Origin of the sequence: Winslowiella iniecta (assembly GCF_001267535.1) — a bacterium.
Lineage (GTDB): Bacteria > Pseudomonadota > Gammaproteobacteria > Enterobacterales > Enterobacteriaceae > Erwinia > Erwinia iniecta.
The window spans coordinates 115,306-128,418 of record NZ_JRXE01000012.1; the positions used below are offsets into that span (position 1 = coordinate 115,306).

Sequence of the window (13,113 nt, forward strand, 5' to 3'; positions counted from 1 at the left end):
ACCCTTAGTTTCCCACTGTTTCTGATTTCCCATAGCCACTCCGTTCTGAACCTTCTCCTGAGCCGATCTGTTAAGATTCCGTATGGAAATGATAATTATATTGATCGTGATTATGATAATTATTATCATTCGCTTCCGTATTTGACTGTTAACACCAACTTCACTTGCACCTCTCTTCAGGCCATACAAACAATGATAAAGACTAAGTTGTTAGTCGCAGGGTTACTGATTTCACTGCTGTCTGCCTGCCAGCAGAGCGCCAGGCAATCTGAACCGCAGCTGGAGCAGTCCCTGGCGTTCTCTTCGCGCATTGAATCACTGCGAGATAATCAGCCGCTTTCCACTGCTGAACTGGTGAACAGACTCAGCGCTGCGCCTATGGTGATCGTCGGTGAAAAGCATGACAACGCCGATCACCATCGTATTGAACAGTGGTTAATCAGCCAGCTGGCGGCCAAAAGGCCGCAAGGTAGTGTGCTGATGGAGATGATCGCCAGCGATCAACAGGATGCGGTGAATCAACTGCAACAGGGACTGAAAAGTTCTCCCTATATTCGTGATGAGCGCCTGCAACAGCTGTTGCAGTGGAATAACGGCTGGCCATGGTCGCTGTATGGCGCAGTGGTGACGACTGCGCTAAAAGGCAACGCTCCGTTGCTGGCCGCCAACCTTAGCGCCAGCGAAGTGAAGCAGATTTATCAAACTAAGCAGATGCCGGCAGGCATACTTTCCTCGCAGCAACCGGTGCTTGATGCACTGTCGACGCTGATTGTGACGATGCATGACGGGCAGATCGATGCCGATCGTCTGGCATCCATGCTGGCGGTGCAGCAGAACCGCGATCGCTTTATGGCACAGCAGCTACTGGCTGCGCCAAAACCGGCGCTGCTGATCGCTGGCGGTTATCACGCAGCCCGCAATCTTGGCGTGCCTCTACACCTGCGGGACCTGGATAAACAGGCCCGTCCGTTGGTGCTGATGCTTGCGGAGCAGGGGATGAAGATCACTGCCGGGCAAGCGGATTATGTCTGGTACGTCGCCGTCGTTGCGCGCTGATGTCGATGATGTTGGTCAACGAAAATTATCCACACCGTCCGCGCTGGAGCGCCGGTGTATGTTGCAGTGTGATCGCCCACTTATTGCTGGTGGCGCTTTTTATCACCACCTGGCGCAATAACACGCCGCTAATTACGCCTCCGGCGGTGGTGATGCTGGAATTTTCCGAACAATTTCAGGTCACCAGCCGTCAGCCAGATATGCCATTGGGGATTAATCAGCAGCAGAAGGTGGACGCCGCCAGGGTGGAAAACACGCCGAAAAAGCAACAGATGCATCGGGTGGTGATGGCGGATAATGCTGAGATCCATCAGTCTACGCCGCAAAAGGCTACGCCAAAGCCGACCAAACAACATGATGTGAAGCAGAACAACCTGCTACCGCAGGAAGCGGTGGAAGGTAATGCAAAGGTGACTAACCGCGCGGCACCCAAACCTCAGCTAAAGATCGCCAGCACCACTGCGGCACCGGTAGCCAGTGATGCGGCTAAAGTCAGCAACAGCCAACTGAGCTGGGAAGGTTTAGTCAAAGGAAAGCTGAATCTGGTTAAAGCCTACCCGGCAGACGCCAGACGACGTGGCCGATCGGGCATTGCGCTGGTGTCATTTGTGGTCGCTGCCGATGGTCGCGTGATTTCCCGGCAGCTTGTTCGTTCAGCAGAAACGCTGTCGCTCGACAGAGAATCCCTGGCGATGATTGATCGTGCCCAGCCTTTTCCTCAGCCTCCGGCTGAAATATTAACCGGCGGTATTTATAAAGTGACCATGCCGGTAAGTTTTGACTTGAATCAGGCTAATTAATTATTTCTATCTAAGAGTTTTATTTAATGCTGAATATTCGTTGGGTCGTTATGGCTAATTTATTATTAGCCATGCATTTCGCCGTGGCTGCCGCTCAGCCAGCTGCGCCGGTAGCAGAAATTAAACCAGAAATCATCGTCACTCAGGGAGAAGCCCGCACGGATAACTATCACTGGTTACGCGATGATTCGCGGAAAAATAAACCCGTGCTGGATTATCTTACGGCAGAAAATAATTACGCCACCACAATTTCACAACGCTGGCAGCCACTGAGTGAGCAAGTTTATGCCGAAATGAGCCAGCGGCAAGCACAGGATAAATATTCCCCACCCTATGAAATAAAGGGGTATCGCTACCAGAGTCAGTTCGCGGAGCAGGCCAATTATCCACAACTGATGCGCCAGGAAATGGGTGCAGCGGGCTGGCAACGCGTAGTTGACCTGAATCAGCGTAGCCAGGGGCACCATTATTACCGTCTCTCGCGTTATGTCGTCAGTGAGGATAATCGCTATCTGGCGATTGCCGAAGATTATCGTGGCGACGGGCAGAATCAGCTGGCATTGCTGGATATGCAAAGCGGTAAATGGCTGCCTGACACTATCGCCAACAGTTCGGGCGATATGGTATTTAGCGCGGATGGTCAGACGCTGTTTTATGTGCTGAATAATCCGCAAACCCTGACGCCGTATAAGGTGATGCAGCATCGTCTGCATGATAGCGGGCCGGATAAGCGGGTGTATCAGCAGCCGGATGACACGCTGTATACCGGCATTTCACGTTCGGCATCGGACCACTATCTGCTGATTACCTCCAGTGGTAACGACACTTCTGAAGTCAGAATATTACCTCTCGCCACGCCGCAGGCGACACCTCAACTGATACAGCCGCGCCGCAAAGGCATTGAGTACTATGTTGACCATTTAAACGGGCAGTTCTTTATCCGCAGTAATGCGCTGAATAAAAACTTCGGGATTTATTCTGTGCGCCAGCCGGGTGACCGCTGGCAAACGGTGGTCGCCGCACAAGAAAATGTCGAAATTGAAAGTTTTAACCTGTTCGAGCGCTGGCTGGTGGTGGTCAAGCGCGCGCAGGGGCAAACGGCGTTTGCCAGCATGGAATTTGCCAGCGGGGAATGGCAAAGTCTGCCATTCCCCGACGCCAGTTATATGGCGCGGGTGGGAAATAATCCCTCCAGCCACGCAGCAGTATTTAATTATCTCTATTCATCGCTGGATAAACCGCTGGGCTATTACCAGTGGGATTTAGCCACCCATCGCACCCGACTGGTGCATCAGAAACATATTGCGCAGTTTGAGCAACAACACTATGCCAGTGAGCTGGTGCAGATTAACGCGCGTGATGGTCAGCAAATCCCGGTTTCACTGGTGTATCGCAAGGATCGCTTTCAGCAAGGGCATAACCCGTTGCTGGTTTATGGCTATGGTGCCTATGGCATCAGTCTTGATGTGGCATTCAGCGCGCCGCGTCTGAGTCTGCTCGACCGGGGTTTTGTTTTTGCTCTGGTTCACGTGCGTGGCGGCGGCGAGAAGGGTGTTGACTGGTATCTCAACGGCAAGAAGGCACATAAGCAAAACAGTTTTAATGATTTTATCGATGCCACACGCGGGCTGGTAGCGCTGGGCTACGGTGCGAAAAAACGTGTTTATGGCATGGGGGGAAGCGCCGGTGGCCTGCTGCTGGCAGCCGCGCTGAATCAGGCTCCTGAACTATTTTCCGCGGTGGTATTACAGGTGCCATTTGTTGATGTGCTGAACACCATGCTGGACGCATCGCTACCGCTGACGCAGCAGGAATATGAAGAGTGGGGCAATCCGGCGACCGCTTCCGATTATCCGGTGATTAAAGCTTACAGCCCTTATGAGAATCTCTCTGCTCAACACTATCCCGATATGCTGGTGACCAGCGGATTAAATGATTCACAGGTACCCTACTGGGAAGCCGCGAAATATGTTGCGCGCCTGCGTGCCGTTAATCAAAACCGCGCTGCGAAAATTCTGCTTACTACCAATATGCACGCCGGGCATGGTGGCGATGCCGGACGCTATTCCCGGCTGCGCGACTCGGCCAGCGCATTCAGCTTTCTGCTTTACCTTGATAAAGAAAAAAATAAAACCTCAGGAGCATTACCTTGAAGTATAAAAATATCGCCAACTGTGCGTTGGCCAGCTGTGTTATTTTTCCTTGTATTACTCATGCCGCGGAACAGAAAGGGGAATCGACTTTCTCAACATTAAATGTTGCTGATAATGCGCAGCAGGAGGACGGTAACGCCGGTTCCGATGCGGAAACCTACAGCAAACCGGGAGCTTTTAGCTCGCGTAAAATGAATAAAAACTTGCAAAGTCTGGATGCGACTTTACGTACCATGCCAGGGACGTTTACCCAGCAGGATGCGTTGCAAGGGGCGGTGAATGTAAATATTCGCGGTATGAGCGGCTTTGGCCGCGTCAATACCATGGTCGATGGTGTCAGTCAGACTTATTACGGTATGGCACCTTCCAGCTATCATGGTGGCGCTAACAGCGCCTCCGGAGTGTTAATTGACCAGAATTTTCTCGCCGGTGTCGATATAAGCCGTGGTAACAGTGCCGGATCGCAGGGGGTTAATGCGCTGGCGGGAAGTGCCAATATGCGTACCATTGGCATTGACGATATAGTGCGGAAGAATCGTCAGACCGGTGTCCTGACACGTTTTACCGTTGGCGATAATGGCTTTGGCCGCAGTGGCATGATTGCCGTCGCCGGCAGATCTGAAGTGTTCGGCGATGGCGGCAGTATTGGTGGGCTGGCTGGTTTTAGTGATAACGTCCAGTATGCGACCTATAAGAATGGTGCCGGAATAAAAAGCGATGAGTTTCTCGGCAATGATAACAGTTTTATGAAACAGAAGCCGAATTCACAGCTGTATAAGCTGAATATTAACCCCGACCGTTATACTAAGTTTGAGTTTGGCGGCCGTAATTACCATAACAATTTTACCCAGCGTAATATCACCAGCGATGACTACTATCTGAAATATGATTATACGCCATTGTCTGAGCTAATCGATGTGAAGATGTTGCTCAGTACCAGTCGTTCCAGTCAGACCTACAATCCCGGCTCGTTAAGCAGTACCAACCATGCCTCAACCACCAATAAATCTGAAGCTGTCGATTTAAGTAATACCAGCCGTTTTTCGCTCGGCGATTATGATTTTTCCTGGCAGCTCGGTGGCAAGGTGATGGATACAAAATATACCCGTGCTTTTGATAACAGTGAGACTAACCAGTCCAATGGTTTCGCTCCCTCGGGTAAGCAAAACATTGCAGCGTTATATACGGGGCTGACGATTAATAAAGATATTTATCAACTGGACCTGAATTTAAATTACAGCGAGACTAAAGTTAACGGTTTCAAGCCCGCCTGCTCCGCTAAGCAGAAATGTTTCCCCCAGGGCGAGGGAATCTTAAATCTGAATGATCGGGCGTTTAACCCTTCGGTGGCATTATCGGCGCAAGTGACTCCCTGGCTCCAGCCTTTTGTTAGCTACAGCCACTCTTCACGCGCGCCGAATCCTCAGGAAGTATTTTTTGCTAACGAAGGCGGCGGTTCAATGAACCCGTTCCTGAAACCAGAGAAAGCCGAAACTTATCAGGCCGGGTTTAATATCATTAAAAACGGCCTGCTGTTCGAGCAGGATACCTTCAGATTGAAAGCGCTGGCTTACCAGTCGCGGATTAAAAATTACATCAGCAGTCAGTCTTTCTTCCTCTGTTATGACGGTACGCTCTGTCACGATATCGACAACTCTTCAGCGGATTTTAACGCCTATTTGCATACCAACTCGCTGACGCCAGTTCACAGCGATGGCTATGAAATTGAGGCCAGTTATGACGTTGAATATGCCTATGTCAATTTGTCGTGGAGTAAGCAGCACACCGATCAACCGACGTCGGTCGCCAGCAGCACGCAAGGTGGTATGGGTTACGGTGATATCAGTGATTTACCTGACAGCTATGCCACGCTGGATATTGGTGCGCGCTTTCTCGATAAAAAACTGGTGGTGGGCAGCCTGTTTAAATTCACCGGTAAATCAAAGCGTTTAAGTGTTAATGGCTATGACTATGAGACCGGGCAGTTGCCAAAAGAACAGTTGCCGAATATTCCGACCATCATTGATCTCTACAGTAATTATCAGCTGACAGACAATGTGTTATTGCGCTTAAGCGTACAGAACCTCGGTAATAAAAATTATGCTGAGGCGCTGAACAAGCTAAATCAGGATTATTACTACAGTGGCGATGACGGTAAGTCGGTAAACACCAGCGCACGTGGCCGTACCTGGGTGTTTGGCGGTGAGGTGCGTTTCTGACAGATTATTACCCTGCGGGTTGTCAGCAGGGAAGCTGACAACCGCATAACCGGATGTTGTAATTCTAACATCTAATCCCACAGGCTTAATCCTGCTAATACCGCGTCAAACCTTGTTCTGATGCTGAAATTGATTGTCTGCTAAGGCATTTCTTCCTGCGCTGTTCCCCCTTGCGGTTGAAAAAATTCTCGCAAAAAAACCTTCACTGTGAAAATAAGATCACTTAACTGTAACAAAAAATAAACAAACCCTCTCTATATTGACTGCTTTGCTTTTGGGAGGGAGTGCCATGCGTAACTGGAATGAACCAAAGAAGAACAAAGCTCATATCGAACTGATTCCGATGATCGACGTGATGATGTTTTTGCTGGTGTTTTTCGTGCTGATCAGTCTGAACGTTATCCCTGCTCTGGGGCTGAAAACCCAGTTGCCCGGCGCGGCCAGCGCACAGCAGTTAAAACCGCAGAAGAAGGCGATTATTACCCTGGGGGCGGATGAACAATTACAGCTGGATGGTCAGCCGGTGGCGCTGGATGCGCTGGTCACCAGCTTAAAACAGCAACAGGGCGACCAGACGACCACCATTATCGTCAACAGTGATAAGGGCGTGGCGGTAGAGCGGCTGGTGGCCGTGATGGATAACCTGCGTCAGGGTGGTTTTTTCTCCGTCTCCATTGCAACCCGGAAGCTGTGACATGTATCTGCTCTATCGTTCACGTCATCTGTTTAGCTGGTTGCCCGCCTTGCTGGTTGCCGGAAGCCTGCTGATTGCCAGCCAGCAGGCGGCACTGAAGATTCAGCCACATTATGACGAAGCCACTATGGAACTGGCGCTGGTGGAACCTCCGTCAATACCGCAGCCAGAAGTGCCTGAGCCACCCCCGCCGGAACCAGAACCAGAACCAGAACCAGAATTAGAACCAGTCCCCGAGCCGGAGCCGGTCGTCGACGCGGTAGTTGTCGCCCCGGAACCGGTTATCGCGGCTAAACCGAAGCCAAAACCTAAACCACAGCCTGAGAAAACGCGGCCGGTAGAAAAACCGCGTCCGGTTACCCCTGCGCCGCGCGCGGTGACGGCGACGTCGAAACCCGCAGTTGCCGCACCGGCTCGCCCGGCTGCGCCGCCGGTCAATGCTCAGGCGGTGGAAAACGGATATTTGCAGGCGATGCGCCGCGAGCTGGAGCAGCGCAAACGCTATCCGACCGGGCGACAGTCTTCGCTGGAGCGGCCGGAAGGAGAAGTGGAAATCTGGCTGGAGGTCGATCGCAGCGGTCGGGTGCTGGATTCGGGCATTGCCAATAAAGCGCGCAGCATGCTGCTGAACCGCGCCGCCAGCAGCAGCTTACAGAGTATCAGCCAGGTGAAGCCGTTCCCCGAACAGGCTTTTGCCGGGCAGGCAAAAAAACGTTTTACCGCAACCTTTAACTATCAGGCGCCCTGAAACCTGAGTTCACTTTTATCTTTATTGGATGGAAACCATGAAAGCGTTCAAACACTCTGGGATTTACCTGTCGGTGATGTCGGCATTGTGGCCGGGCGTACTGATGGCGGAAGAGGGTACCGACGTCGGTACCATTAATGTACAGGGGCAAGTGCTCGGCGGCGGCATGATGGTGCAGGATGACAGCGCCAAAGCGCGATCGACTGTCACCAAGGATGCGCTGGATAAAATGCCCGCCGCCGGTAACGCCATCGATAAGCTGAAATATACCCCTGGCCTGAATGTAAACAGTAACGATGCCAGCGGGCTAAGCGGCGTCGATTACAGCATGCGTGGCATGAACTCTGACCAAATCGGTCTGTCGATGGACGGCATTCCAATTAACGATTCCGGCAACTATAACGTTTACCCCAATCTCTTGGGCGATGCGGAAAACCTGCAAGAGATATTTGTCACTCAGGGGGCATCAGAAGTGGATGGCCCGCATATTGGTTCCAGCGGCGGCAATATCGGGCTGGTTACGCGACGTCCGGCGAAAGAGTTTGGTGGCTTTGTTAAACAGACGCTGGGCAGCAATAATCTCAGCAAAACCTTTGCCCGCCTGGAAACCGGCGAATATAACGGTTTCAGCAACTGGCTCTCTTATTCCCATACCGAAGCCAAAAAATGGCGCGGTGAAGGGCGACAGTATTCTGATAAATTTGAGATGAACTCGTTGTATGAGGACGGTAACGGCAACAGCAGTAATTTGGTGATGAAGTACAACCGCCAGGATAACACCAATTACAACACCGTCAGCAAGGCGCAGTTTGACGAGGAAGGCCGCGATTATGACTACTCCTCCACGCCGCAATACAACAGCAATGGTCAGCTGACCAAATACTACAAACTGCATCGCAACCCGTTTGAAAACTTTACCCTGTCGTTTACCCAGAAGCTGCAACTGCGCGATAACCTCGCGCTGACGCTGCAACCCTATTATTACTGGGGCAACGGCGGCAGTTTCAGCGGTCAGAGCGCCTCGGTGCTCTCATCGACGTCGGACAAAGCCGGGCAATATGACCTGAGCAACCTGACCTCCAATACCTATTATAGGCCTTCCTGGACGCAGACCTGGCGTCCCGGCGTGACCACCAGGCTGAAGTGGGATATCAACGAAGAGCACAGTCTGGATATTGGTTACTGGTACGAGCGCGCGCGTCAGCTGCAAACCCAGCCGTTTATCAGCATCAACCCGGACGGTAATCCGTCGCAGTTGTGGGGTAAGCCGGGGAGTGGCAATCAGGTACAGGATGCTAATGGCAGAACCGTGCAGGGCCGTAATCAGTACACCGTCACACCGGCGCAGAAAATCTGGTTGCAGGATACCTGGTTTGTTTCGCCGGACTGGACGCTGGTCGCCGGGCTGGCTTATCAGCATGTGGAACGTATCGGTGAAAATCGCGGCAGTCTGTATAACGCGCCGGAAAACCGTCGCGCCAGCTATCACGAATTCCTGCCGAATTTCAGCGCCAGCTATAAGGTGAACCAGCAAAACCAACTGTTCTATAACCTGACGCGCAATATGCGCACGCCGCCAAACTACGTGCTGTATAACGTCGGCGACTCCATCAGCACCAAACCGGAACTGAGCTGGAACCACGAGCTGGGCTGGCGCTTCCAGCAAGATCAGATGCTGTTCAGCGCCACGCTGTTCTATATGCGTTACAGCGACCGGCAGGTTTCCACCACCAACGCCGATGGCGACTACGAGATGATGAATATCGGCAACGTCGAGAATAAAGGGCTGGAGCTGGAGCTGAGTGGTCTGTTGCCGCATAACTTCAACTACTACGCCTCTTACACCTATACCGATTCGCGTCAGAAGGATGACCTGGTGACCAATGGCGGCAAACCGCTGCCGACGTCCGGCAAAGATGTCACTAACGTGCCGAATAACTTGCTAAACCTGACGCTCGGTTATGACGATGGCCTCTATTACGGCAGCATCAGCAGCAAATATGTCGGCGCGTTTTACGGCGATCTGACCAATGACGAGAAGATCGGTGGCCGCACGGTTTTCGATCTGGCGGCCGGGGTGCATCTGCCGGTGGACAAAAAGATTGTCAAAAGTGCGGCGCTGCGTTTTGGCATCAGCAACCTGTTTGACAAGGCGTATCTGACCTCGGTGCGCTCCACCACTTTCAATGCCGCGCCTTATGACGGCGTGCGCGCCAGTACGCCGTATTACAACGTTGGGGAAGAGCGGACGTTTAGTGTTTCGCTGGAAGCCACCTTTTAATTAACCGGAGAGTAGCCTGATGGATGCCAACTTATTACACGATATTATTTTCTACGTCATGTATGCCTCGCTGGCGATTGCGCTGGTGATTATGACCGAACGTGCGCTGTACTTTGCTTACACCCAACGGCAGGCGCGCAAGCTGGAGCGGGCGCTGACGCCGCAGGTGCGCCATGCGGCCGATCTGCCGCACAGCCTGACGCAGCGTAACAGCCTGCCGTTAGCGGTTATTCTGCCGGTGCTGGAACAGAAGCGTTATGCCGGCGATCGCGAGGCGCTGGGCGATACCATTGATGCGCAGTATCTGTTAAGTAAACCGATGATGGGGCGCGGCTTGTGGCTGCTGGAAACCATCGTCACCGCCGCGCCGCTGCTGGGTTTGCTCGGCACGGTGATGGGGATTATTGAAACCTTTAAAGCGCTGGCGGCTTCCGGCGTTTCCGAACCGAGCCTGGTTTCTGCCGGAATGGGCACGGCGCTCTATGCTACCGGTCTGGGAATTGCCATTGCGCTGCTGTGCCTGGTGGGCAACAATTACCTGCAAAGCTGCATGGAGCGAATTAACGAACTACTGAAAGTGCTGTTGATTCGTGCCGGCACGCCGGGCAGCCGTCCGGACAGTGAAGCCGACGGACAGTGGCTGGAAAATGGGGCGCAGCGCTATGCCTGATTATCATAACTTGCGGCGGCCATTGCGCCGCCTGATTGCCGCACTATGGGGGAGTGGCCTGTTGATATTGAGCCACAACGCCGCCGCGCGGTTTGACGTTCCTGGCTATGAGCTGGTGTACAACGCGCCGCAGGAAACCACACTGCAAAATGATGACCTGCGCGACAGTGCCGACGTCTGGCAGCAGATGTTTGCCGGGGCGAAGCAGCAGATTGATATTGCGCAGTTTTACGTGGCGAATCAATCCGGTGCGCGACTGGATGGCGTACTGGCGCAGTTGCGCGCCGCCGGCGAGCGCGGGGTGAAAATCCGTTTTCTGCTGGAACAGAAAGGCGTGACAATGTCGACCGCCGAGACGCTGGAACAGCTGAAAACCATCCCTGGCCTTGAAATGCGGGTGATTGATTATCGTCAGCTAAGCGGCGGTATTTTGCATGCCAAATATCTGCTGGTGGACGGTAAACAAGCCTTTGTCGGCAGTCAGAATTTTGACTGGCGCGCCCTCGATCATATCCAGGAAACCGGCCTGCTGATTAGCGACAACCGGGTAGTGTCGCAGATTCAGGCGATCTTTGACCAGGACTGGCAGGCGCAGGCATTACTGGCTGCGCAACAAACGGTGCCCGAGCGGAGTGATCAGTCCGATGGCCAGACATATGATAATTATCTGGTTGCCAGCCCGCGCGCCTTTAATCCGCCAGGGGTTATCGACTCGCAAAGCGAACTGCCGCGTCTGCTGGCGGCGGCTAAGCAGCGAATTCGCGTGCAGGTGATGGAGTATGCTCCACTTTCATATGGCCCGCAGCGCACCCGGCCTTACTATGCCCTTATCGATAATGCTCTGCGCAGTGCCGCGGCGCGTGGCGTGCAGATTGAGCTGATGGTCGCAGACTGGAATACCAAAAAACCGGCGATTGATTATCTGAAAAGCCTGGCGCTGCTGCCCAATATCCAGATTAAAGTGGTGACCATCCCGCCCGCCAGCAGCGGTTTTATTCCGTTTGCCAGGGTGATTCACAGTAAAATTATGACAATCGATGGCGAGCTTGCCTGGATTGGTACCAGCAACTGGAGCGGCGGTTACCTGGATAATTCACGTAATCTGGAGCTGATACTGAATAACCCATCAATGGCTGCGCGGGTGGATAAACTGTATCAACAGTTGTGGAGCAGCAATTACGCTGCTCCGTTGCGCATTGATTATGACTATCCACCGCTAAAGCCGGGTGGGTAATGCTGGGTCTGGCGAAACTCAGACAAAGGTGGCGTAGCAAACCATGGTAAAAATCAATAAGCCGATGATAAAGAACAGGCCAAAGAAGCTATTGCCAAAGGGCAGACGATATTGACCATCAGTCAGCGTCTGCCTGGATTTTCTTACCAGTAAAGGCGGCAATAAAATGCTCCAGATGGTTAATCCGATACCGGCATAGGCGATTGCCGGAACAAAGCCATTCGGAAAGAAAAAGCAACAAACAGAGGGCGGAAGATAAGTGATCATGAGCGCCGTGCTATTGCCATTTTTCCGTAGATGAAGCTTAAATAAATCCTTTATATAATCAATAAGCCCGATTGTGGCGGAGAGTAAGGATGCAGAAATAGCAAAGTTACCAAAAAACAGTAACAGTATTTTGAAATAGCTACTTTGCGAATCGGCGCGCAATGCGTCAAGGAAGTCGCCAATGTTGCCCCCTTTGGCGACCACCGTGTCGATCATGGTTTTACTCAGATTACCCATGGTGACGGACAACCAGAAAACATAGATAAACAAGGAGATAAAGACACCAATAACAATCGATTTGATGATCTTTTTACTGTTCTGTTTGCCGTAGATGTTCACCAGACTGGGAATGCTGCCGTGAAAACCGAAGGAAATAATGCAGAAGGGTAAGGCGATTAACCAGGTGGATAAGTGAGGGATTGAATACTGGCTGAACAGCAAGTTCGTATCCACACTGCCGATCATGCCCGAGAAAGTCAAAATAAAGGACGTAAACTTACCGATAATCAGCACGGATAATATTTTCCCTATCCGTTTTCCCGCCCAGAGCATAACTGAAACGACCAGCAGAAAGATAACAGCAACAGACCATCGACCTAAGTTGACGCCGGTCAGATAATGAAGTGTGTTGTCCAGAGATGATGCCGCGCCGGAAATATAAGCGTAAGTGACGCAATAAAGGACGAAAGCAAAGCTTATTCCAGTAATAATATTCAGGCTTCTCGGCAGTAACACTTTTGAGAATGAATGAAAGCTGCTTCCCAGCGGGAATTTTAAATTAACTTCATAGATCATTAGCCCGGTGAGGAGCATGATGACTGAGGAAAATATCAACAGCATAATGCCTTTAACGAACCATACACCCTCTAATGCGACCGGGAGAGAGAACATGCCTCCGCCAACAATCGTTGCCACAATCAGGCAAACACCACTCACTGTACCGATCTTTTTTTCTGGTTTATCTTTCATACTCAACCTATTGCCTGAAGAA

Annotated in this window: 10 protein-coding genes; 9 read left to right on the forward strand and 1 reads right to left on the reverse strand. The window is 51.9% G+C overall.

The window, feature by feature from the left end:
* The first annotated feature begins 192 nt into the window (after positions 1 to 192).
* From NG42_RS10265 to NG42_RS10305, 9 genes are all read left to right on the forward strand, one after another.
* Complete coding sequence (locus tag NG42_RS10265; protein ID WP_241488339.1) at positions 193 to 1,056, forward strand: ChaN family lipoprotein; 864 nt, start codon at positions 193 to 195, stop codon at positions 1,054 to 1,056.
* Between the two features lie 8 nt (positions 1,057 to 1,064).
* A complete protein-coding gene (locus NG42_RS10270; protein ID WP_052899236.1) occupies positions 1,065 to 1,856 on the forward strand; it encodes an energy transducer TonB family protein in 792 nt (263 codons plus the stop codon).
* 50 nt (positions 1,857 to 1,906) lie between these two features.
* Positions 1,907 to 4,009: a S9 family peptidase gene (locus tag NG42_RS10275; protein WP_072133201.1), complete on the forward strand. Its 2,103-nt coding sequence runs from the start codon at positions 1,907 to 1,909 to the stop codon at positions 4,007 to 4,009.
* The gene (locus NG42_RS10280) at positions 4,006 to 6,228 is read left to right on the forward strand and encodes a TonB-dependent receptor domain-containing protein (RefSeq protein WP_052899207.1); all 2,223 of its coding nucleotides are present in this window, start codon (positions 4,006 to 4,008) and stop codon (positions 6,226 to 6,228) included. Before NG42_RS10275 ends, NG42_RS10280 begins: the two co-directional genes overlap by 4 nt.
* Positions 6,229 to 6,517: 289 nt before the next feature.
* Entirely contained in the window at positions 6,518 to 6,922 is a 405-nt protein-coding gene (locus NG42_RS10285; RefSeq protein WP_052899208.1) for an ExbD/TolR family protein, read from the forward strand.
* Position 6,923: 1 nt separating this feature from the next.
* Positions 6,924 to 7,670: an energy transducer TonB family protein gene (locus tag NG42_RS10290; RefSeq protein ID WP_052899209.1), complete on the forward strand. Its 747-nt coding sequence runs from the start codon at positions 6,924 to 6,926 to the stop codon at positions 7,668 to 7,670.
* A 37-nt stretch (positions 7,671 to 7,707) separates the two neighbouring features.
* The gene (locus tag NG42_RS10295; protein WP_052899237.1) at positions 7,708 to 9,951 is read left to right on the forward strand and encodes a TonB-dependent receptor family protein; all 2,244 of its coding nucleotides are present in this window, start codon (positions 7,708 to 7,710) and stop codon (positions 9,949 to 9,951) included.
* Between the two features lie 19 nt (positions 9,952 to 9,970).
* Positions 9,971 to 10,621 carry a MotA/TolQ/ExbB proton channel family protein gene (locus NG42_RS10300; RefSeq protein ID WP_052899210.1) on the forward strand — a complete coding sequence of 217 codons (651 nt, stop codon included), beginning with the start codon at positions 9,971 to 9,973 and terminating at the stop codon, positions 10,619 to 10,621.
* Positions 10,614 to 11,855, forward strand: a complete 1,242-nt coding sequence (locus NG42_RS10305) for a phospholipase D-like domain-containing protein (RefSeq protein ID WP_052899211.1) — start codon at positions 10,614 to 10,616, stop codon at positions 11,853 to 11,855. The genes NG42_RS10300 and NG42_RS10305 overlap by 8 nt, the downstream gene beginning before the upstream one ends.
* 18 nt (positions 11,856 to 11,873) lie before the next feature.
* On the opposite strand, the gene NG42_RS10310 is transcribed toward NG42_RS10305, so the two are convergent.
* Positions 11,874 to 13,091, reverse strand: a complete 1,218-nt coding sequence (locus NG42_RS10310; protein WP_052899212.1) for an aromatic amino acid transporter — start codon at positions 13,089 to 13,091, stop codon at positions 11,874 to 11,876.
* Between the last annotated feature and the right edge of the window lie 22 nt (positions 13,092 to 13,113).

Excerpts from the sequence above, each read along its gene's own strand:
- NG42_RS10265 (WP_241488339.1), top strand. The coding sequence starts at position 193 with ATGATAAAGACTAAGTTGTTAGTCGCAGGGTTACTGATTTCACTGCTG.
- NG42_RS10270 (WP_052899236.1), top strand. The coding sequence starts at position 1,065 with ATGTTGGTCAACGAAAATTATCCACACCGTCCGCGCTGGAGCGCCGGT.
- NG42_RS10275 (WP_072133201.1), top strand. The coding sequence starts at position 1,907 with ATGGCTAATTTATTATTAGCCATGCATTTCGCCGTGGCTGCCGCTCAG.
- NG42_RS10285 (WP_052899208.1), top strand. The coding sequence starts at position 6,518 with ATGCGTAACTGGAATGAACCAAAGAAGAACAAAGCTCATATCGAACTG.
- NG42_RS10290 (WP_052899209.1), top strand. The coding sequence starts at position 6,924 with ATGTATCTGCTCTATCGTTCACGTCATCTGTTTAGCTGGTTGCCCGCC.
- NG42_RS10295 (WP_052899237.1), top strand. The coding sequence starts at position 7,708 with ATGAAAGCGTTCAAACACTCTGGGATTTACCTGTCGGTGATGTCGGCA.
- NG42_RS10300 (WP_052899210.1), top strand. The coding sequence starts at position 9,971 with ATGGATGCCAACTTATTACACGATATTATTTTCTACGTCATGTATGCC.
- NG42_RS10305 (WP_052899211.1), top strand. The coding sequence starts at position 10,614 with ATGCCTGATTATCATAACTTGCGGCGGCCATTGCGCCGCCTGATTGCC.
- NG42_RS10310 (WP_052899212.1), bottom strand. The coding sequence starts at position 13,091 with ATGAAAGATAAACCAGAAAAAAAGATCGGTACAGTGAGTGGTGTTTGC.